Origin of the sequence: uncultured Rummeliibacillus sp., from assembly GCF_934216135.1 — a bacterium.
Lineage (GTDB): Bacteria > Bacillota > Bacilli > Bacillales_A > Planococcaceae > Rummeliibacillus.
The window spans coordinates 88,211-110,666 of record NZ_CAKQBI010000007.1; the positions used below are offsets into that span (position 1 = coordinate 88,211).

Genomic DNA, 22,456 nt, shown 5'->3' on the forward strand with positions numbered 1-22,456 from the left:
TTTTTGTTTTAAATAAAAAACATCAATATAAATAGCATTTATAAATTTTTGAACAATTGAATGAATAACTTAAAAGATTCAACACTATACTACAAAGAGAAGAAAATAATAGGTAACTAGAACAGGGGGGAGAGACTTGGAAACAACGATCAAACTAAGTGATTTAATAATAATTTTAAAGAGATTTGCATTTTTAATCATATCAGTAACAATAATTTTTATTGGGATTGCGATAGCTCTGAATAATTTTGTATTAAAACCAGTATATAAAGCGGAAACCCAAATTCTAGTCAATCAAAAATATGAACAAGGGGACCAATATCTATCCTCACAACAGATTGATGCGGATTTACAGTTAATCAATACGTATAATGTCATTATCAAAAGCCCTGTGATTTTAACAAAAGTTATTAATAATCTTCAATTAGAAAGTACCCCTGAAGAGCTGACACAACAGATATCAGTTTCAAGTACTAACAATTCGCAAGTGCTAACGATTCAAGTAGAAGACTCAAGTCCAGCGAAAGCAGTGGAAATTTCAAATGAAGTTGCTCAAGTATTTGAAAGCAATATACCGCAATTAATGAAAGTGGATAATATAAATATATTATCAATTGCTAAACTAGATGAAAATCCAACCCCCATTAAGCCCAATAAAATATTAAATATGGGCATTGCAGCAATTGTCGGATTACTGTTGGGCATAGGGATAGCTATTTTAATTGAAACGTTTGATACAAGAATAAAATCCGAACGAGATATTGAGGAGATGTTAGAACTGCCAGTTATCGGCTCTGTTGGTCCTATTGTTGAAGATAAAAGGATGATTTTCTCAAGAAAAGAGAGAAAAAAGATGCCAACTCAATCTCGTAGAGTAGGGGGAGTCTAATTGTGGTCCTTTTTAAAAAACGAAAAAAAAATAACCTTTTGAAACTAGAGAGAAATCTTATAACGATATCAAATTCTAAATCCATCATTTCAGAACAGTTTCGAACAATCCGCTCAAATATTACATTTTCTGCTCCGAGGGAAGATCTAAAAACATTACTTGTTACTTCATCCCTTTCAAGTGAAGGGAAATCAACGAATGTAGCTAATCTAGGAGTTGTTTTTGCTCAGGAGGGAAAAAAGGTATTACTTGTTGATGCCGATATGCGCAGACCAACACTACATCATACATTTCGATTATCAAATAGAGAGGGTCTATCAAGTATACTGATCAAACATCAGACTATTCAAGAAGCAGTGCAAGAAACTTCAATAGTAGGATTAGATGTGATAACAAGCGGACCTCTACCACCAAATCCATCAGAATTATTGGCATCTCAAACGATGGATACATTTATAAGTATTGTAACTCAGGAATATGACTTGGTTATATTTGACTCACCTCCATTATTACCGGTTACAGATGCACGAATTTTATCCAATAAGTGCAACGCAACATTATTAATAGTTAATAGAAATAAGACCAAAAAAGCGGATATTTTAAAGTCGAGGGCAGCGCTTGAAAATTCTCAAGCGAAAATTTTAGGGATTGTTTTAAATAACAGTGCAATGCCACATAAACATCATTACTATCAATATCATTGAGCTAATTTATAATTGTTTTACTTTTAGAATTCCATTCCTATTTAAGTCTTATTCAACGCAGCAAGAACAATAATTTTTAACGAAAATATAAAAATTTGCGAATTATTTGAATATAAGACGCGTATAAGGCATTATAATAAGTGAAAACGCTCTCAGACAAATTTGGTAGATTGATATATTAAAAGAATTGAGTGGATATTAAGGGAGTGAGTTTTCAATATTGATAAAGGGAGAGATTCTACTATGATTTATGCAAATCCTAATACTGAAGGCGCAATCGTACATTTCAAAGAAAAATACGATAACTTTATCGGTGGCGAATGGGTAGCACCCTTAAAGGGACAATATTTTGAAAATATTTCACCGATTGACGGAAAAGTTTTTACGAAGGCAGCTCGTTCTACTGCTGAAGACATTGAATTGGCACTAGATGCGGCACATGCAGCAAAAGATGCTTGGGGCAAAACTTCTGCAGCAGAACGTGCTCAAATTTTAAACAAAATAGCAGATCGTATTGAAGAAAACCTAGAAATGATAGCTGTAGCCGAATCATGGGATAATGGAAAAGCCGTTCGTGAAACGTTAAATGCCGATATTCCGTTAGCAGTTGATCACTTCCGTTATTTTGCGGGGGCCATTCGCGCTCAAGAAGGACGTACTTCTCAAATAAATGACGATACCGTTGCTTATCATTTTCAAGAGCCTCTTGGTGTTGTTGGACAAATCATCCCTTGGAATTTCCCGATTTTAATGGCAGTTTGGAAGCTTGCTCCTGCATTAGCCGCAGGAAACTGTGTTGTGTTGAAACCAGCTGAGCAAACGCCAGCATCTATTATGGTAGTGATGGAGTTAATCCAAGATTTACTTCCAGCAGGTGTTGTGAATATCGTAAATGGTTTTGGCATCGAAGTAGGAAAACCACTTGCTACAAATCCGCGTATTGCAAAAATTGCATTCACTGGATCAACGGCTGTTGGTCGTCAAATTATGCAATATGCGACTGAAAATATTATTCCTGTTACACTCGAACTTGGTGGTAAATCTCCAAATATATTCTTTGAAGATGTGATGGATCATGATGATGAATTTTTGGATAAAGCAATTGAAGGTTTAGTTATGTTTGCATTAAACTCTGGCGAGGTTTGTACATGTCCATCTCGTGTACTAATCCAAGAATCCATTTATGATAAATTTATTGAACGCGCATTACAACGTGTTGAAGCGATTAAAATTGGTAATCCACTAGACACGGAAGTCATGATGGGTGCTCAAGCCTCTAATGAACAGCAGCAAAAAATTCTTTCTTACCTAAAATTAGGGAAAGAAGAGGGTGCTGAATGTTTGATTGGTGGTGAAGAAAACCATATTGAAGGCCTTGAAGGTGGATATTACATTAAACCTACAGTGTTTAAAGGAAACAACAAAATGCGTATCTTCCAGGAAGAAATCTTTGGCCCAGTTATTGGGGTAACTACTTTTAAAGATTTTGAGGAAGCAATTGAAATAGCAAATGATACTGTATATGGTTTAGGGGCAGGTGTATGGTCTCGTTCAGGCGATATTGCATATCGTGCAGGTCGTGCGATTCAGGCCGGCCGAGTTTGGACAAATACGTATCACCAATATCCAGCAGGTGCTGCATTCGGTGGCTATAAACAATCTGGGATTGGCCGAGAGAATCACGCTATGATGCTTGAACACTATCAACAAACGAAAAATATACTAGTTAGTTATAACCGTAAACCACAAGGCTTCTTCTAAGTCAGGAGGTAAAGAGATGGTAGAACGTGTTGTTGCTACAGAAGATGCACTTACCTTAATTGAACATATGAAGAGCATTTATGGACCTATCATGTTTTATCAATCTGCTGGGTGTTGTGACGGTTCTGCACCTATGTGCTATAGAGAGGGTGACTTTATACTAGGTGCTTCAGATATATACCTTGGCTCCATAGGGAATGTTCCTTTCTATATGCATAGGAGTCAATATGACTATTGGAAACATACGCAACTAATTATAGATGCAGTTGAAGGTAGAGGTGCTACCTTTTCACTGGATAGTATAGAAGAAAAACATTTCATTACGAATTCAAGAGTATTCACAAATGAAGAATATGAAAAGGTAAAAAAACTTTTGTAAACCGGAAATCTCATATTAGAAAGAAGGGCTATCTCGTAAGTGTTCTACTTATGGGACAGGCCCTTTTTTAATGAACAATATTTTACTTAATGTTCATGCCCTTTTACAAAAGTTTAAATGATAAAATCTTCCGATAAAATTGAATTTGCTATACGACATTAAGCAAATAAAGGTGATAGTATGGAGAGAAGAGGGTATAACATAAATGGAGGTGTTTTGTGTTGAAAGAAACAAAACTATGGATTAATGGACAATGGGTAGATACAAAAGAAAGTTATGAGCTAACATCACCTTATGATGGGAAAGTGATTGCAAAAGTAGCAAAAGCGACTCCACAAGATGTAGCATATGCGATTGAAAGTGCACAAGAAGCATTTAAAAAATTTAAATCATCAACTGCTTATGAAAGAGCTGAGATTTTATACCGTGTTGTAAATATAATGAGAGGACGTCGACAAGAATTTGCTGAAATTTTGGCACTAGAAGCAGGTAAACCGTTATCTGCAGGGTTAACTGAAATTGATCGCACTATTGCAACTTATCAATTTGCTGCAGAAGCAGCGAAACAAGTAAGTGGTGAAACGATACCAATGGATGCAGCGCCTGGCGTATCTGATCGGATTGGTTGGACAAGACGTGTTCCTTTAGGCGTGGTATCAGCGATTACGCCCTTTAATTTTCCTTTTAATTTAGTAGCACATAAATTAGGACCAGCTTTTGCAGTAGGAAATGCAGTTGTGTTAAAACCAGCTACGCAAACACCACTAAGTAGTATTGTGATGGCTGAAATTTTTAAAGAGGCAGGATTACCAGATGGTATGCTTCAAATTGTGACAGGTAGCGGAAGCGAATTAAGCGATATTTTAGTTACACATCCACTTGTTAAAAAAGTAACGTTTACAGGTAGTGGCACTGTTGGACTGAAGATAAAAGAAAAAGTGGGGTTACGGAAAGTAACACTTGAACTTGGTTCTAATGCAGGATTGATCATTGAACCGAGTGCACCAATAGAAAAAATTGTTGATCGATGTGTAGGAGGTGCATTTGGATTTGCAGGACAAGTATGTATTTCATTGCAACGGATTTTTGTCCACCAATCAATTTATGAACAATTCACAAAAGCATTTGTGGAGACAACTGAAAAATTAGTTGTTGGTGATCCGATGGATGAAAATACAGATGTAAGTGCAATGATAAACCCGAAAGAAGTTACTAGAATTACTGAATGGATTGAAGAGGCAAAAGCGCAGGGAGCTACTGTTGCAACAGGTGGTACTTTTACAGAACGTACTTTGACACCAACCGTCATGACGAATGTCAAACCAGATATGAAAATAGTATGTCAAGAAACATTTGCACCTATTGTGTCGATTGTTCCATATGAAACATTCGACAAAGCTATCGATTTATTGAACAAATCCGACTTAGGTTTAAATGCTGGTATTTTTACAAATAATTTAGAAGATGCAATGAGAGCAGCAGATGAACTAGAAGCGGGAGCTGTTATTATTAATGATGTTCCAACATTCCGTATCGATAATATGCCATATGGTGGTATTAAAAAAAGCGGTTATGGACGTGAAGGAATTAAATTCGCAGTTCAAGAAATGACAGAAATGAAGTTTATAACAATTAAAACTAAACTGTAATATTTATGTCTTTAGGAATTATATAACAACATAATATATATAAACTAATGCTTTATTGTTGCATAGATACAGATTTAAATATAGCATAGATACAGATACATTTTAAAGGGGTGTTGTTTATGCTTAAACCTATTCCAATGAGTCAATCTAGAACTATTCAAACAAGATTAGTATTGCCACCAGATACAAATCATATGGATACTATTTTCGGTGGAAAAGTTTTGGCGTATATTGACGAAATTGCTGCCATAACATCTATGAAACATGCTAAAATGCAAACTGTTACAGCATCGTTTGATTCGGTTGATTTTATCTCTCCTGTTCATTCAGGTGAGGTGTTAGAATTGGAAGCTATCGTAAGTTCTACTGGTCGAACTTCAATGGAGCTGTATATTATTGTGCAATCACGAGATATTCATACAGGCGAAAAGCGACTAACAACTGAATCATTTGTAACTATGGTTGCAGTAGATAAGGATGGTAAACCACAAGAAGTTGCTCCTGTATATCCTGAAACAGAAGCAGAAAAGAGATTATTCGAAACAGGTCCCCAACGTCGTGAACATCGTAAAGAAAAGCGTAGTATGCCGCATGAATTCTTTACCATGTAAATGATAAAAGAAAATGAAAAACGTCAACTCGATATACGGGGTTGACGTTTTTTTAGATTTAAGTAATTCCTGTTAGTTGTCTTATAGATAATTTCTATTAATCTAGACTGTTTGCGATATTCGTTAATTGATCGGCAGATGTTGAGACTTGCATAGCACCTTCGCTTAAATCACGTAACAGTTGTGAAATTGTTGTGATGTCTTCAATTGTGTCTTCATTAATTGTTTTAATCCCAGCTACTGCCTCAGCAATTTTAAGAAATGATTTTTCTAATTCACTTTGCATACTAACACCATTTGTTATTTGTGTATCAACACCTTTTACGGAACTCGACATATTTTCAATATTATTTTCTGTCTCTTCAATAAGGTGTGATACATTTTGAACTGCATTTTTTGTTTCTTCGGCAAGTTTGCGGACCTCTTCTGCTACGACTGCAAAACCTTTACCATGCTCACCTGCACGGGCTGCCTCTATAGAAGCATTTAATGCTAATAAATTAGTTTGATCCGCAATATCTGTAACAAGGTGTACGATTTCATTTATCTTATGAGATGATACACGTAATTGGCTCATTGTATCATCAAGTGTGGATACGCTTTTTGACATTTGATTCATAAGTTTCGTTTGTTCTTCTAGAAGTTGTTTGCCACTCTCAGATTTTTCTTGAGTAGAAGTAACAAATTCAAGTCCTTGTTGAGTAGATTGCGTTATATCATTCGCTTGGCTTGCCAATGATTGAATGGAAGCTGTTGTTTCTTCACTAATTGCACTTAATTCTTGTGAAGTGCTTTGAACTGAAAGAATAATATTATGCTTAAATTCATTTGCTTGGATACGTTCATCTTCTTGTTTTAGTTCATAAGCTTCTATGACAATTTGTTGTTCTAAATTTATGATTTTAGAAAAAGCATTAATAGCTAGTGCTGTATCATAATTTGATAGCTCTAGTCGTTGTATAAATGCTGAAAAAGTTGTCGTTAAGGATTGGAAAGAATTAATATACCATTTAGATTTTAGACCGATATGAACATGTACATGAGCGATTTTAATCCTTTGTTGAATATACTCATCATCAATATGACAGTTGAAAATTTCTGTAATATGACGTGTAAGTGTTACTTTTAAACGATCAATAGCGGAATATTTATTGATAATATTGCTTAAATCCGATGATTGACTAATAGAATTATAAAAATTGTCAACCATTTCGACGATTAATTCCTGTGAAAGTGGTTGTAGTTGTTTAATAATTGCTAAGTCCTCTACTGTTAGTTGCAATAATTTAGCTTGTTTTTGTATTTCTGGATGTTTTGATAGATCTAATGTGACTTGTCCAATGTATTGATTAATATTGAAATAGTTATTGCTCTTGTTTATATTACGTTTACTAGACCAAAGTGCCACCATAATGTCTCCATTTCATTAGTTATATAATTAATATTGACTATACCGATTTATCTATCATTTTATCATTTTTTTCAATATTTTACGCGTGGAATTATTACAATGTAATTAAATGTATAAGATATAGAGTATTCTTAAACAAAAAAACAAGTTTTATATCAAGGTAGAAAATAGATTGTCACAGGTTTTAAGTTACGTATAGATGTTAGCATGCTACAATAAAGAAAATGTTTTAGAGAAAAGGATGTACGATAGAATGGATAAACAAAGAGGTATGAAATACGCATTACCATTAGCTGCTGTAGTTGCTGTATCTTCTATGATGTTACTGAATTCTAATTACACTTCAGTCCCAACTACTAATCGTATTTTAATTGCAGCTGGAGCAACTTTAGTAACTTACATTTTGTCATTTATTTTATTCGGTATAAAAGATAAATAGTTTAAAATTTATCAGTCGCTAATTTTTGAAATAGAATCTTCTTTAAAAAGTAAAAATGCCTCCGTTCATAAAAATGAAAGAGGCATTTTTTATGGTTTAAATAAGTCAAACCATCCTTTATATTTGAACCAAGCTATCATTGAAATAGCAATGCCTAACATCGCTAATAAAATAATGAAGTATCCATAATGCCATTCAAGTTCTGGCATATGCTTAAAGTTCATACCATAAACCCCAGCTATAAAGGTTAATGGGATAAAGATAGATGAAATAATTGTTAAAATCATCATAATACCATTCATACGAGTAGCGTTTACTGACATATGGCTATCTCTCATATCAGCTGTTAGTTCACGATTCGACTCAACCATTTCAGTTAGTTTGAGTAAATGGTCATGAATATCTCCAAAATAGACCCTTTCTTGATCGCCCAAATTAAATCGGTAAGAATTTAATATACGATACAGTAAATCGCGCATTGGTAAAATCGTTCTTCTTATATGAAGTAAATCGCTTCGTAAGTCGAATACATTACCCATGGATTTTGTGCTATTTTGATAATTCAAATGATCTTCAATTTCATTTAAATGGTCTTCGATGTTATATACCATAGGAAAATAACTGTCTACAATTTTATCTATTGCTTGGTACATAACAAAAATAGACCCCCGTTCCCAAGTCTGTGGACGATTTGCTAATCGATTCCTTACAACGTCAAATTCCGGTACAGAGGATTTATGATAAGTTACCACAAAATTAGGGGAAACGAACAGGTTTACTTCTTCAGCTTCAAATGTTTCTTCGTTAATCTTATGGACAACTAGAAAATGATAATCATCGTAATAATCTATTTTTGGGCGTTGTAGACGCATTAAACAATCTTCAATTGCTAAAGGATGAAAGTGGAAAAAGGTATCTAATAATGCATCTTCTTTGGCATCAGGTTTCACAAAATCTACCCAATACCAATCGAATTGACCTTGTTTAATTTCTTCTAATGGGAAATTCACTTTTAGTTGTTGATCATTAGTCACTCCAAGTGTTCGAATCATTGTTACGCCTCATTTCAACCATTGTTATACTTATCCTCTCACAAAAATGCTAATGTTTCCATAAATTGAATAGAAAAAGGGCTTGTCTGAAAAGCTCTTTTGAGACAAGCCTCTTGTAATGAGAATGGTGGAATCTTAATTCGACAACCATAGCTAGCAAAATTTTATAGTAGAAAGGAATAGCCTAGTAAGTTTTCTCGTTATAAATGATCCCTACTAAAGATTTCAATAGCCGGGTTTATTAGTTGAAAGTTTCTCTAGTATATTAGAATCCCGAAAATCGGGGTGAATTGAAATTTCGTGGGATAATTTATGATGCATTGTTTCGGTACATGTCGCTGATTGCTCGCTGCAATTGTGCATTAATGAACTTTTTAGTAAGTAGTAGGGCATACCGATAAAAATGAGTAAGCTGAGTAGAATTGTCCCTATAAGTAAAAGTGCTTTTTTCATAGGAAACAACCTCCTTACTTTGTTATATAAAAAAAGACGAAACAATAATTGAAATGTTCCAGTTTAGTAGAAAGGGGTTATGTAAAGTTTTATAAAAAGTGAAACTTATTTATCGTATTGAACGTAAAATAGCTATAACATAAATGTTTTTAGTACATTGAAAGTGAGTGATTAGTTTGGAGGAAAAGGGAATAAAAGTGATCTTGCATGCAAGTGCATTTTTTGCTCCATGTTTAGTGCCAATACTCTTCTTCCTTTTTATTAAAGATGAAGAAGTAAAAAAATTATCCATTCAAGCGTTGTTATTCCAATTTGTAATGTGGTTATTAGTTGGTGTTGGGACCTTCTTATCCATCACCATAATTTTAGCTATAATTGGTATTCCGATGATTATTGTCTTCGGTCTTATGGGTATTATTGTTCCGATCATTGGGATTGTTAAAGCGTTGCAAGATGAAGCGTGGGATTATCCTATAGTGGGTAAGTGGATTTAATCAGTTAATTGTTGAGCATACTGCATATAGCGGTATGCTTTTTATGTATATTAGAAAAACGAAAACCATAAAAAGTAATGCAGAATATTTGCGACATTTTTTATAGCCTTATATAATATAGTCAAAGATAGTCAAAGTCAGTGATGCGAGTGAGGTGGAAGCTAAATGCGAAATATCTCTGACATTATTGAAGGGTATTTGAAGGAAGTTATTGAATTAGGTGGTAAAGGGCATATTGAGATAAAAAGAAGTGAGATTGCCGATAAATTTCAATGTGTACCGTCACAAATAAATTATGTCATTAATACAAGATTTACTGCTGAACGTGGTTATATAGTAGAAAGTAAACGTGGTGGAGGCGGCTATATTCGAATTTTACGTGTAAAGGCTAACTCTGAGGCAGAACTGATCGATGAAATTTTACAACAAGTCGGTGATTCAATATCCCAGTCGTCGACTCAAGATTTTATTTTCCGTTTGATTGACGAAGATGTGATTACCCGTAGAGAAGCCAAAATGATGATTGCAGCACTTGATCGTTCAGTACTATGTATTAACTTGCCGGTAAGGGATGAATTACGTGCACGAATATTGCACGCTATGTTATTAACGTTAAAGTATGACAAGCAAACGTAAAGAGGTGCAAGGTATGATTTGTGAAAATTGTAAACAGCGACCGGCTACTATCACAGTTACACAAATGAAAAATGGTAAAAAATTGACTAGGCATTATTGCGATGTGTGTAATAAGCAGTTGGATCATTTTCACTTGAACCTCGATTCAGATGAAGACCCAAATGCAGTGCAAAAATTATTTTCAAGTTGGTTTGGGACACCAAGCTGGTCGGTTCAGGCAGTTCCAATTAGTAATACTCAGACAAAAGTTCAAAACGATAGTTGTCCACAATGTGGCATGACTTATAGAAAGTTCTTAGAAGAGGGGAAATTTAATTGCCCAACTTGTTATGAAACTTTTAAAGAGCAATTACCTCAAGTACTTAAAAGACTTCATAATGGTGCAATTGAGCATATTGGAAAAGTACCAGGTTCTATTAACGAGAGTTATCAGATGAAAAGGCAAATTGAGGCATTACGGCAAGATATGAAATCGGCTGTTGAGGAAGAACGTTTTGAAGATGCAGCTAGTATTCGAGACCAAGTTCGAGAAATAGAGAAGAAGTTACAATCAGGGGGTGAAGAAAGTGACGAGCATTGATCATTTTCTAAAAAGTAAGCCACCTCTTTGGATGCGTGGGGATATTAATTATGGGGATATCATTATGAGTACACGCATTCGATTGGCTAGGAATTTAACGGGTTTTCGTTTTCCAAGAGCTTTTTCAGATGAGGAAGCACTACAAATTGATAAACTTGTGTCTAGTGCAATTATTGATGAAGAAAATAATCTAGATGTTCCGTTTTCCTATTTTTCACTTCATGATATGCCAGCATTACAACGACAAGTATTAGTGGAAAAGCATTTAATAAGCCCACAATTGGCAAATAAAACAAAAATGGGTTCAATCTTAGTATCAGAAGATGAAACGATTAGTATTATGATAAATGAAGAGGATCATATCCGAATTCAATGCTTACAACCAGGATTACAACTAGACAAAGCATATCATTTAGCTGATGAGATGGATCGCCTGTTAGAAGAAAAATTACCATATGCTTTCGATGATTCATTTGGGTATTTAACGAGTTGCCCAACTAATACAGGAACTGGTCTTAGAGCTTCAGTAATGATGCATTTACCTGCTCTAACAGTGACGAACCAAATGGGACCACTTATTAATACGATGGCGCGATTAGGGATGGTTGTGCGAGGAATTTATGGTGAGGGTACAGAGGCTACCGGTAATTATTATCAAATTTCAAATCAAATTACGCTTGGTAAGCCCGAAGAAGATATAATTTTAGATTTACAAAGCGTTGCAGAACAGATTGTTCAAAAGGAAATTGGTGCAAGGCGAGCGTTATTAGAACATGCATCTATTGCTGTGTCTGACAGATTAAATCGCTCGCTAGGAGTTTTACAATATGCAAGAATCCTTTCGAGTGAAGAAGCAGCAAATTGTCTATCAAATGTACGATTAGGTATAGATTTAGGATTGATACCACCTATTCCAGATCGTGTGTTAAATGAGTGCATGTTAATCATGCAACCGGGATTTTTACAGCAACATGCAGGTACAACACTTCAAGCAAACGAAAGAGATGTTTATCGTGCATCTATTATTAGAGAACAATTGCAAATGAATAATACAGACTCTAAACAGTAGAAACGGTGAAGAAGGGGAGGATTTTTATGATGTATAATCGTTTTACACAGCGTGCTCAAAAGGTTTTGCAACTTGCTCAAGAAGAAGCAATTCGTATGAAACACGAGGCAATTGGTACTGAACATATATTATTAGGGTTAATCCGCGAGGGTGGCGGAATTGCCGCGAAAGCACTTGAAGCAATCGATGTAAGTACCGAAATGATTGAAGAAGGTATTGAGGAATTAGTCGGAATGGGTACAAAAAATGTTGGCCCGATTGTCCATTATACGCCTAGAGCTAAAAAGGTAATTGAGTTATCAGTTGATGAATCACGTAAATTAGGCCATTCCTATATTGGCACAGAACATTTACTTTTAGCATTAATTCGTGAAGGCGAAGGTGTAGCAGCACGAGTATTAAATAATGCAGGGGTAAGCTTAAACAAAGCTCGCCAACAAGTATTACAACTATTAGGTAGTAGTGATCATCCACAAGCAAATACGAATGCAGCTCCAGCAGCGAATACACCGACTTTGGATGGCTTAGCACGCGACCTTACGCAAATTGCTAGAGAAGGCAGCTTGGACCCTGTAATTGGCCGTAGCAAAGAAATTACGCGTGTTATTGAAGTATTATCTCGTCGAACAAAAAACAACCCTGTATTAATCGGGGAACCCGGTGTAGGTAAAACAGCAATTGCTGAAGGTCTTGCTCAACAAATTGTGAACAATGAGGTTCCAGAAACACTACGTGATAAACGTGTGATGACTTTAGATATGGGAACTGTAGTGGCGGGTACCAAATACCGTGGTGAATTCGAAGATCGCTTGAAAAAAGTTATGGATGAAATACGTCAAGCTGGTAATGTCATCTTATTTATCGACGAATTGCATACATTGATTGGTGCGGGTGGTGCAGAAGGTGCAATTGATGCATCCAATATTTTAAAACCATCACTAGCACGTGGTGAATTACAATGTATCGGTGCCACAACGTTAGATGAATATCGTAAATATATTGAAAAAGATGCTGCACTGGAACGTCGTTTCCAACCAATTCAAGTAGATGAACCAACTGTAGATGAAGCTATTCAAATTATTAAAGGATTGCGTGATCGTTATGAAGCACATCATCGTGTGAAAATTACAGATGCAGCAATTGAAGCAGCTGCTAAAATGTCAGATCGCTATATTTCTGACCGTTTCTTACCAGATAAAGCAATCGACTTAATCGATGAAGCAGGTTCAAAAGTACGCTTACGTTCATTTACAACGCCGCCTGACTTAAAAGAATTAGAACAACAGCTAGATTCGATTCATTCAGAGAAAATGGCTGCAGTTCAATCACAAGAGTTTGAGAAAGCTGCATCATTACGTGACACTGAACAAAAGCTAAAAGACAAACTAAATACAACCAAAAAAGAATGGAAAGAAGCTCAAGGAAAGGCAGAGTCAAAAGTAACGGTAAATGATATTGCGGAAGTCGTATCGATGTGGACAGGAGTGCCTGTCTCTAAATTAGCTCAAGAAGAATCTGAGAAGTTATTACATCTTGAAGAAGAATTGCACAAACGTGTCATAGGTCAAGGTGAAGCAGTTGAAGCTATTTCAAGAGCTATTCGTAGAGCACGTGCTGGATTAAAAGATCCGAAACGTCCAATTGGATCATTTATCTTCTTAGGCCCAACAGGTGTAGGTAAAACAGAACTTGCTCGAGCTTTGGCAGAAGTTATGTTTGGTGATGAAGATGCAATGATTCGAGTTGATATGTCTGAATACATGGAAAAACATTCGACTTCACGCCTTGTAGGTTCACCACCAGGATATGTAGGTTTTGATGAAGGTGGTCAACTAACAGAAAAGGTTCGTCGTAAACCATATTCTGTTGTCTTACTTGATGAAATTGAAAAAGCACATCCAGATGTTTTCAATATTCTTTTGCAAGTCCTTGATGATGGTCGATTGACAGATTCTAAAGGACGCGTCGTTGACTTCCGTAATACTGTAGTTATTATGACTTCTAATATTGGTGCAGAAGCATTGAAATATCGTAAATCTCTTGGATTTGGTGCTCAAAGTGCAAAACAAAGTCAAGAAAATGCAAAAAATGTAATGATGGAAGAATTGAAAAAAGCATTCCGTCCTGAATTTTTAAACCGTATTGATGAAATGATTGTCTTCCATTCACTAGAAAAAGAAGAATTGAATAAAATTGTTGTTCTTATGGCAAAAACATTAACAAAACGACTAGAAGAACAAAATATTACACTTGAGTTAACACCAAATGCTATTGAAAAAATAGCGAAGGAAGGATATGATCCGCAATACGGAGCACGTCCATTACGTCGAGCAATCCAAAAACATGTAGAAGATCGACTTTCTGAAGAAATTTTAAAAGGTACCGTGTTAAATGGTCAACGAGTTGTATTTGATGTAGAAGACGATCAATTTGTTGTAAATGTAAAAGGACTCGTTACAAAATAATGAATGACTTATAGCGAAAAGTGAATATATGTCTTAAAAGGGCATTCCAAATGAGAAATTTGGAATGCCTTGTTTTATAATATGAAGTAAAGAAATGACACTATAAGGAGAAAAAAATGGTCAAAAAAAAGACAAAATTCTTTTGTAACTCATGCGGATATGAATCGCCAAAATGGCTAGGTAGATGCCCGGGTTGCGGTGAATGGAATACGATGGTAGAAGAAGTAGAGATTGTTTCAAAAGGTCCAAGAGGTGCGTTTCAACACTCTGATAAAGTTTCGCAAAAAGCGGTACCAATCATTTCTGTAGAATCAGAAGAAGCACCAAGAGTAGAAACGGAACTTAAAGAATTGAACCGCGTCCTAGGAGGTGGAGTGGTACCAGGATCACTTGTATTAGTTGGTGGGGATCCAGGTATCGGAAAATCCACATTATTACTGCAATTATCAGCACTTTTGTCAAATAAGGGACATCGTGTTCTCTATATTTCTGGAGAAGAATCTATTCGTCAAACAAAACTACGAGCAGAACGTCTTGGCGTAAAGTCATCAGAACTATATATATATTCAGAGACCAATTTAGAATTTTTAAATCAGACGATTGAAGATGTAAAACCAAAGTTTGTCATTGTAGATTCTATTCAAACGGTTTATCATCCAAATGTAACGAGTGCACCCGGTAGTGTATCCCAAGTCCGAGAATGTACTGCTGAATTCATGAGGATTGCTAAAACAAAGAATATTGCCATTTTCTTAGTTGGACATGTAACAAAAGAAGGTCAAATAGCTGGTCCACGTATTTTGGAACATATGGTGGATACTGTTTTATATTTTGAAGGCGAGCGTCACCATACGTATCGAATACTTCGTAGCCAAAAAAACCGTTTTGGTTCAACAAATGAAATCGCCATCTTTGAGATGCTTCAGAATGGGTTGAAAGAAGTATTAAATCCTTCAGAATTGTTTTTACAAGAACGTTCGCAAGGAGCACCTGGTTCAACTGTTGTAGCTTCGATGGAAGGAACTAGACCTATTTTGGTGGAAATTCAAGCGCTTGTAACACCATCAAGTTTTAATTATCCTAAGCGAATGGCCTCAGGTGTTGATCAAAATCGTATTTCGCTTTTAATGGCAGTGTTAGAAAAAAGAATGGGGATGCTACTACAAGCTCAGGATGCCTATATTAAAGTAGCTGGTGGTGTTAAATTAGATGAACCCGCCATTGACTTAGCGGTCTTAGTTAGTATTGTCTCTAGTTTTAGGGATGTTGCAGCGAAACCAATGGATTGCTATATAGGGGAAGTCGGCTTGACTGGTGAAGTACGTCGTGTTTCTCGCATTGAACAAAGAGTGCAAGAGGCAGCTAAATTAGGTTTTAAACGTGTTATAATTCCGTCATCAAACATAGGTGGATGGGATTATCCAAATGATATTGAAGTACTTGGAGTAGATACAGTGAACCAAGCGTTACAACTTAGCTTTAAAGGCGTGTGATTTTCTAATAATTTAATGTCTATATTTAAGTTTATATGTCATAAATTGTTTATATGGGTATATCAAGCGTTGATATGTAATAATAATTGTTATCCTAGGAGGTGTATCATATGCTTAAGAAAATTATCCAAATTGCGTTTCTTTTTATCGGAGGAACAATGGGTTTATTTATATTACCGCCATTATACGAATTGATTCATTTATCTTCAAACCCATGGCTAAATAATCCGTATACTTCAGTTGCTATTGGTGCGTTAATATTATTTGGGTTTTCATTTTTACTTTCAGACTATTTCGTGAAGTTTATCAAGTGGATGGAAGAAAAATTATTGAAAGCGCCTGTTGGAGATTTATTGTTCGGTACACTTGGTTTAATCATTGGATTAATTGTTGCTTATTTAATAGGTTTTGCAATTGATAGCGTGAACATTCCTATTGTTACGACAGTTTTACCAATTTTATTATCGATTGTACTAGGGTACTTAGGATTCCAAGTAGGCTTTAAAAAGCGAGATGAGTTAATCAATGTGTTTACCACAGGTAAATCGCATAATAGCTCAAAGAAAAGAGCCACAGATGAAACGGAAATTTCAGGGACTATCTATAAGTTATTAGATACAAGTGTCATTATCGATGGTAGAATTGCAGATATTTCCGAAACAGGTTTTGTAGAGGGGATTCTAGTCGTCCCTCAATTCGTTTTAACTGAGTTGCAACATATAGCAGACTCTTCGGATACATTAAAACGTACAAGGGGTCGTAGAGGATTAGATATTTTAAGAAAGCTTCAAGACGAACGGGCTTCACAAGTTCTAATAACAGAAGTTGATTTTGAAGATGTTCAAGAAGTGGATTTAAAATTAGTCCGTCTTGCCAAAAAAATGGGTGGCAAAATTTTAACAAATGATTTTAATCTAAATAAAGTTTGTGATTTGCATAATGTAGAAGTTCTTAATATAAATGATTTAGCAAATGCAGTGAAACCGGTTGTAATTCCTGGCGAAGAGATGAATGTAGTAGTAATCAAAGATGGTAAGGAGCATAACCAAGGTGTTGCATATTTAGATGATGGTACAATGATTGTTGTTGAAGAAGGTAAATCATTTATTGGGCAAGCTATCGTTGTAACTGTCACAAGTGTATTACAAACATCCGCAGGTCGAATGATATTTGCAAAACCTAAGCAAAATGGAAGAATGGCATAATTCAAAAGAAAGAAAAGACAGGGCAGATTTGCCTTGTCTTTTCATTGATGAGGAAGTGAGAAAAGGACATGCAATACGATGTTATATTACCAGCAGCAGGTAGTGGCAAAAGAATGGCTGCAGGTCGAAATAAATTGTTTTTGGAATTGCGACAAAAGCCTATTTTGATACATACATTAGAAGTATTTCAACAAGATGGTGAATGTAAAGGAATATGGTTAGCAGTAAAACCAGAGGAACGTTCATATATTGAAATGCTTTTAGCCAAATATCAAATTACAAAAGTAAGAGCACTTCTTGATGGAGGTTCAGAAAGACAATATAGTGTGAATAATTGTGTGAAAAAGGTGGAAGACGGGAAAATCGTATTGGTTCATGATGCAGCAAGACCTTTTATCACAATACCTACTATCCATAAGTTAGTTGAGGCAGCACATGCCAAGGGAGCAGCAATAGCTGGAGTTCGTGCAAAGGATACAATGAAACGTGTAAAGGATGGTGTCATTGAAGAGACAGTAGACCGTTCGAGCCTATGGATGATTCAAACACCACAAGCATTTAACTTCGAGATACTAAAACGTGCAGAACAACAAGCAGAAGAAGATCATTTCTTGGGAACTGATGAAGCAATGCTTGTAGAACGTTTGGGACAATCTGTATATATTGTTGAAAGTAGCTATGAAAACGTTAAAATAACTACTAAAGAGGACTTAGTGTTTGGTGAAGCAATTCTGAGCCAACGTATAGGAGGATAATTATGTTTCGAATAGGACAAGGTTTTGATGTACATGCTTTTGCGGAAGGACGTCCGCTAATTATTGGAGGGATTACGATTCCTCATGATAAAGGATTATTAGGCCATTCAGATGCAGATGTATTGTTGCATGCTGTGACAGATGCGGCGCTTGGGGCAATTGGTGAAGGTGATATAGGACGTCATTTTCCAGATACAGACCCTGAATTCAAGAATGCAGATTCTGCAAAGTTATTAGCATTTATTTGGAAAATGGTCGAAGATAAAGGCTATTCTTTAGGAAATGTAGATTGTACAATAATGGCACAACGCCCAAAATTGGCACCATACATTGAACAAATGCGTAATTGTATTGCAGAAATTTTACACGCAGAACCTTCTCAAGTTAATGTTAAAGCAACGACTACGGAAAAACTAGGTTTTACTGGTCGTGAAGAGGGAATTGCTTCAATGGCAACAATTTTACTTATAAAAAATTGACTTTCTTTAATTTTTATAGTTGCAGTGGTAAAATGGACAAAGTTGAATTTTTTTGAACGATAAATAGGAGGATTCTAATCATGACTAACAAAGTTCGTGTTCGTTATGCACCAAGTCCAACAGGACATTTACACATCGGTGGCGCACGTACAGCACTATTCAATTATTTATATGCAAAACACTATAACGGAGATTTCATCTTCCGTATTGAAGATACAGATGTAGCTCGTAACATTGAAGGCGGCGAAGAATCTCAACTTCATAACCTAGCTTGGTTAGGTATTGAACCTGTAGAATCACCAGTAATCGGTGGTCCATTCGCTCCTTATCGTCAAATGGAACGTTTAGACACTTATAAAGAAGCTGCACAAAAATTAATCGATATGGGTATGGCTTACAAATGTTTCTGTACACCAGAAGAATTAGAAGCTGAACGTGAAACACAACGTGCAAACGGTGTGGCTGCACCAATGTATAATGGAACTTGCCGTCACTTATCTGCTGAAGAAGTAGCTGAAAAAGAGGCAGCAGGTATGCCTTACACAATTCGCTTCAAAGTCCCAGAAAATGAAACATATACATTTACAGATATTATTCGTGGAGAAGTAACATTTGAATCGAAAGATATTGGTGACTGGGTAATCGTAAAAGCAAACGGTATTCCAACATATAACTTTGCAGTTGTTCTGGATGATCACTTGATGGAAATGACACATGTATTCCGTGGTGAAGAACATTTATCAAATACACCAAAACAATTGATGATTTATCGTGCATTTGGCTGGGAACCACCTAAATTTGGCCACATGACATTAATCGTTAACGAAAACCATAAAAAACTTTCAAAACGTGATGAATCTATTATCCAATTCATCTCTCAATACAAAGAACTTGGGTATTTACCAGAAGCTATGCTAAACTTCTTAGCATTACTCGGCTGGTCTCCAGAAGGTGAAGAAGAAATATTCTCAATGGATGAGTTAATCACTCAATTTGACGAATCACGTCTTTCTAAATCACCATCTATGTACGATACACATAAATTAAAATGGATGAACAACCAATACATGAAAAAATTATCTCATGAGCAAGTGGTTGAATTATGTTTACCATTCCTACAAAAAGAAGGTTTGGTTGCAAAAAATCCAACAGCTGAAGAAGCTGAATGGGCTAGTCAATTAATCGGTCTTTATCATGAACAAATGAGCTACGGCGCTGAAATCGTAGAATTATCTCAAATGTTCTTTACAGAAGAACTTGAATTTAATGATGAAGAAAAAGAAGTATTAGCTGGTGAACAAGTACCAGAAGTTATGGCTGCATTTAAAGAAAAACTTGAAACTTTAGAAGAATTTGAACCAGCAGAAATCAAAAAAGCAATCAAAGCTGTACAAAAAGAAACAGGCCATAAAGGGAAAAATCTTTATATGCCTATTCGTGTTGCTACAACAGGTGAAATGCATGGTCCAGAACTAAATGATGCACTTGTTTTACTTGGCAAAGAAACAGTTCTTAAACGTATTGGAAAATATGTAAAATAATTTTTGTTGATTTTTTTCTGCTTCATTGTACAATTAAGCTAATAAATGTAAAACGTTGAAGAGGAGAAGTATGTGGCGTATGCTCCAAAGAGAGGATCATCACCGGCTGAAAGTGATCTGAGCCAATGCAAAACAGAAATGCACCTCCGAGTACTAAGCTGAACATTTGGCGTATGCAAATTAGTAAGCTTAGTCGGTTTGTCGCCGTTAAAGACGTTTGAGTGGGAAATATTTTAAAAATATTTTCAACCAGAGTGGAACCGCGCATTCAAGGCGCCTCTGTCTATTACGGCAGAGGCGTTTTTATTTTTTATTTAAAAGGAGGCTTATATATGTTTAAAAGAATGAGAGAAGATATTGCAACAATTTTTGAAAATGATCCAGCGGCTCGTAGTACACTAGAAGTAGTTTTAACTTATTCTGGTTTACATGCGATATGGTCCCATAGAATTGCACATGCTTTTTATAAACGTAAATTTTACTTTATAGCAAGGTCTATTTCACAAATTAGCCGCTTCTTTACGGGTATTGAAATTCACCCAGGTGCAAAAATTGGCCGTCGTTTCTTTATTGATCATGGAATGGGTGTTGTTATTGGTGAAACATGTGAAATTGGCAATGATTGTACTTTATATCAAGGTGTAACATTAGGAGGGACCGGAAAAGAAAAAGGTAAAAGACATCCTACACTACAAGATAATGTACTGGTTGCAACTGGTGCAAAAGTACTTGGTTCTATTACAATTGGAGAGAACAGTAAAATTGGTGCAGGTTCAGTTGTCTTGAAACCGGTACCCCCAAATGCTACAGTTGTTGGTATTCCAGGTAAAGTTGTGATACAAGATGGTGTTCGTGTAAACCGTGAGCAAAAACTAGATCATCAAAATATACCGGATCCAATGGAAGATCGTTGCCAGCAAATGGAACAAAAGATCAATGAATTGTATAGAGAATTAGAGCAGAGTAAAAAGGAGAGATAATTTCTCATGGGTATTCAAATTTTTAACTCATTAACACGTGAAAAGGAGCCTTTTGTACCTCTTGAAGAAGGCAAAGTTAAAATGTATGTGTGTGGTCCAACTGTATATAACTACATTCATATTGGGAATTCACGTCCTGTTATCGTCTATGATACAGTGCGTCGCTATTTAACATACCGCGGCTATGAAGTTACGTATGTTTCAAACTTTACAGACGTGGATGATAAGATTATTAAAGCGGCAAATGAGTTAGGAGAAGAAGTTTCCGAACTAACAGAACGTTTTATAAATGCTTATTTTGAAGATATTACAGCTCTTGGATGCCAAAAGGCAGATTCACATCCACGTGTAACGCAACATATGGATGAAATTATTAATTTCATCGCTGTATTGATTGAAAAAGGTTACGCTTATGAATCTCAAGGAGATGTGTATTATCGTACACGTAAGTTTAAGGATTACGGAAAATTATCACATCAATCTGTGGATGATTTGAAAATTGGTGCACGAATTGAAGCAGGAGAAAAGAAAGATGATGCACTCGATTTTGCGCTTTGGAAAGCAGCAAAACCAGGTGAAATTTTCTGGCAAAGTCCTTGGGGAAATGGTAGACCTGGCTGGCATATAGAGTGTTCGGTGATGGTCCATAACCATTTTGGTGATACAATTGATATTCATGCAGGAGGTCAAGATTTGACGTTCCCTCATCATGAAAATGAAATTGCTCAATCAGAAGCCTATACAGGCAAAACATTTGCTCGATATTGGATGCATAATGGTTATATTAATATTAATAATGAAAAAATGTCCAAATCACTTGGCAACTTCATCTTGGTACATGATATTATCCAACAGATAGATCCACAAGTATTGCGTTTCTTTATGCTTTCTGTTCATTATCGTCACCCAATCAACTTTTCACAAGACTTAGTCGAAGCAGCAGCTAATGGTTTAGAACGCATCCGTACTTCTTATAACAACTTAACACATCGCCTAAAAAATACGGCCAACATAGGCGACAAAGAGCAGTCTTGGTTAGATGTCATCCAACAAGAACGCCAAAACTTTGAAGTGGCAATGGATGATGACTTTAACACAGCAAATGCAATTGCAACCTTATTTAACATATCTACAGAGGCCAATAAATATTTAAACGAAACAAACACAAACGAAGAATTATTAAAAGAATTTATCAATACATTAAACGAACTTTCAAATGTGCTAGGTATTAAACTAGAAGTACAAGAAGAATTATTAGACGAAGAAATTGATGCGTTAATCGAAGAACGTCAACAAGCTAGAAAGAATCGTGATTTTAAACGTGCTGATGAAATTCGAGATCAATTGAAAGATATGAACATTATTTTGGAAGATACGCGTCAAGGTGTTCGATGGAAACGAGGTTAATGAA

General features: G+C 35.7%; 22 protein-coding genes and 1 other annotated feature. Of the genes, 19 read left to right on the plus strand and 3 right to left on the minus strand.

The genetic code is table 11. The features are described 5' to 3' along the window. The first annotated feature begins 136 nt into the window (after nucleotides 1-136). The 6 genes from Q0977_RS06545 (at nucleotide 137) to Q0977_RS06570 (ending at nucleotide 5,993) form a co-directional block, all read left to right on the plus strand. Nucleotides 137-889, plus strand: coding sequence for a YveK family protein (locus Q0977_RS06545; RefSeq protein WP_299511653.1), 753 nt, complete (start codon nucleotides 137-139; stop codon nucleotides 887-889). Between the two features lie 2 nt (nucleotides 890-891). Beyond that, a complete protein-coding gene (locus Q0977_RS06550) occupies nucleotides 892-1,593 on the plus strand; it encodes a CpsD/CapB family tyrosine-protein kinase (protein WP_124217405.1) in 702 nt (233 codons plus the stop codon). A 243-nt stretch (nucleotides 1,594-1,836) separates the two neighbouring features. Beyond that, nucleotides 1,837-3,354 carry an aldehyde dehydrogenase family protein gene (locus tag Q0977_RS06555; protein WP_124217403.1) on the plus strand — a complete coding sequence of 506 codons (1,518 nt, stop codon included), beginning with the start codon at nucleotides 1,837-1,839 and terminating at the stop codon, nucleotides 3,352-3,354. A 16-nt stretch (nucleotides 3,355-3,370) separates the two neighbouring features. Then, entirely contained in the window at nucleotides 3,371-3,733 is a 363-nt protein-coding gene (locus tag Q0977_RS06560; protein ID WP_124217401.1) for a DUF779 domain-containing protein, read from the plus strand. 221 nt (nucleotides 3,734-3,954) lie between these two features. Beyond that, nucleotides 3,955-5,382 (plus strand): aldehyde dehydrogenase family protein, encoded by a 1,428-nt coding sequence (locus Q0977_RS06565; protein WP_124217400.1) that lies wholly within the window; start codon nucleotides 3,955-3,957, stop codon nucleotides 5,380-5,382. A 119-nt stretch (nucleotides 5,383-5,501) separates the two neighbouring features. Next, nucleotides 5,502-5,993, plus strand: a complete 492-nt coding sequence (locus Q0977_RS06570; protein WP_119415332.1) for an acyl-CoA thioesterase — start codon at nucleotides 5,502-5,504, stop codon at nucleotides 5,991-5,993. A gap of 97 nt (nucleotides 5,994-6,090) precedes the next feature. Here Q0977_RS06570 and Q0977_RS06575 read toward each other — a convergent pair whose 3' ends face one another. Then, nucleotides 6,091-7,404 (minus strand): globin-coupled sensor protein, encoded by a 1,314-nt coding sequence (locus Q0977_RS06575; RefSeq protein WP_299511666.1) that lies wholly within the window; start codon nucleotides 7,402-7,404, stop codon nucleotides 6,091-6,093. A 241-nt stretch (nucleotides 7,405-7,645) separates the two neighbouring features. Between Q0977_RS06575 and Q0977_RS06580 the strand changes: the two genes are divergently transcribed. Beyond that, nucleotides 7,646-7,843, plus strand: coding sequence for a hypothetical protein (locus Q0977_RS06580; RefSeq protein WP_147414467.1), 198 nt, complete (start codon nucleotides 7,646-7,648; stop codon nucleotides 7,841-7,843). Nucleotides 7,844-7,932: 89 nt separating this feature from the next. Here the strand turns inward: Q0977_RS06580 and corA are convergent, their stop codons facing one another. Together corA and Q0977_RS06590 are read right to left on the minus strand one after the other, a co-directional pair. After that, nucleotides 7,933-8,895, minus strand: a complete 963-nt coding sequence (gene corA / locus Q0977_RS06585) for a magnesium/cobalt transporter CorA (protein WP_119415329.1) — start codon at nucleotides 8,893-8,895, stop codon at nucleotides 7,933-7,935. A 225-nt stretch (nucleotides 8,896-9,120) separates the two neighbouring features. After that, nucleotides 9,121-9,348 (minus strand): hypothetical protein, encoded by a 228-nt coding sequence (locus Q0977_RS06590; protein ID WP_119415328.1) that lies wholly within the window; start codon nucleotides 9,346-9,348, stop codon nucleotides 9,121-9,123. Between the two features lie 176 nt (nucleotides 9,349-9,524). On the opposite strand from Q0977_RS06590, the gene Q0977_RS06595 reads away from it, so the two are divergent. The 12 genes from Q0977_RS06595 to cysS all read left to right on the plus strand — a co-directional run bounded on the left by Q0977_RS06595 (nucleotide 9,525) and on the right by cysS (nucleotide 22,452). Then, the gene (locus Q0977_RS06595) at nucleotides 9,525-9,842 is read left to right on the plus strand and encodes a DUF4870 domain-containing protein (protein WP_119415327.1); all 318 of its coding nucleotides are present in this window, start codon (nucleotides 9,525-9,527) and stop codon (nucleotides 9,840-9,842) included. 165 nt (nucleotides 9,843-10,007) lie between these two features. After that, a complete protein-coding gene (locus tag Q0977_RS06600; protein ID WP_119415326.1) occupies nucleotides 10,008-10,478 on the plus strand; it encodes a CtsR family transcriptional regulator in 471 nt (156 codons plus the stop codon). 13 nt (nucleotides 10,479-10,491) lie between these two features. After that, nucleotides 10,492-11,058, plus strand: a complete 567-nt coding sequence (locus Q0977_RS06605) for a UvrB/UvrC motif-containing protein (protein WP_119415325.1) — start codon at nucleotides 10,492-10,494, stop codon at nucleotides 11,056-11,058. Beyond that, on the plus strand, nucleotides 11,045-12,127 hold the full coding sequence (locus tag Q0977_RS06610) for a protein arginine kinase (protein ID WP_233548045.1): 1,083 nt from the start codon (nucleotides 11,045-11,047) through the stop codon (nucleotides 12,125-12,127). Before Q0977_RS06605 ends, Q0977_RS06610 begins: the two co-directional genes overlap by 14 nt. Nucleotides 12,128-12,153: 26 nt before the next feature. Then, nucleotides 12,154-14,592, plus strand: coding sequence for an ATP-dependent Clp protease ATP-binding subunit (locus tag Q0977_RS06615; protein WP_299511687.1), 2,439 nt, complete (start codon nucleotides 12,154-12,156; stop codon nucleotides 14,590-14,592). A 116-nt stretch (nucleotides 14,593-14,708) separates the two neighbouring features. Continuing rightward, entirely contained in the window at nucleotides 14,709-16,085 is a 1,377-nt protein-coding gene (radA, locus tag Q0977_RS06620; RefSeq protein ID WP_299511690.1) for a DNA repair protein RadA, read from the plus strand. A gap of 110 nt (nucleotides 16,086-16,195) precedes the next feature. Then, nucleotides 16,196-17,290 carry a PIN/TRAM domain-containing protein gene (locus Q0977_RS06625; RefSeq protein WP_299511693.1) on the plus strand — a complete coding sequence of 365 codons (1,095 nt, stop codon included), beginning with the start codon at nucleotides 16,196-16,198 and terminating at the stop codon, nucleotides 17,288-17,290. A gap of 68 nt (nucleotides 17,291-17,358) precedes the next feature. Further along, a complete protein-coding gene (gene ispD, locus Q0977_RS06630; protein ID WP_124217389.1) occupies nucleotides 17,359-18,045 on the plus strand; it encodes a 2-C-methyl-D-erythritol 4-phosphate cytidylyltransferase in 687 nt (228 codons plus the stop codon). Between the two features lie 2 nt (nucleotides 18,046-18,047). After that, on the plus strand, nucleotides 18,048-18,524 hold the full coding sequence (gene ispF / locus Q0977_RS06635) for a 2-C-methyl-D-erythritol 2,4-cyclodiphosphate synthase (protein ID WP_299511698.1): 477 nt from the start codon (nucleotides 18,048-18,050) through the stop codon (nucleotides 18,522-18,524). 80 nt (nucleotides 18,525-18,604) lie between these two features. Further along, complete coding sequence (gene gltX, locus Q0977_RS06640) at nucleotides 18,605-20,065, plus strand: glutamate--tRNA ligase (protein WP_299511701.1); 1,461 nt, start codon at nucleotides 18,605-18,607, stop codon at nucleotides 20,063-20,065. Nucleotides 20,066-20,111: 46 nt separating this feature from the next. Continuing rightward, nucleotides 20,112-20,349: a binding site (T-box leader), on the plus strand. Between the two features lie 48 nt (nucleotides 20,350-20,397). Then, a complete protein-coding gene (gene cysE, locus Q0977_RS06645; RefSeq protein ID WP_124217385.1) occupies nucleotides 20,398-21,045 on the plus strand; it encodes a serine O-acetyltransferase in 648 nt (215 codons plus the stop codon). A 6-nt stretch (nucleotides 21,046-21,051) separates the two neighbouring features. Continuing rightward, nucleotides 21,052-22,452, plus strand: coding sequence for a cysteine--tRNA ligase (gene cysS, locus Q0977_RS06650; RefSeq protein ID WP_119415317.1), 1,401 nt, complete (start codon nucleotides 21,052-21,054; stop codon nucleotides 22,450-22,452). The last annotated feature ends 4 nt before the right edge of the window (nucleotides 22,453-22,456 follow it).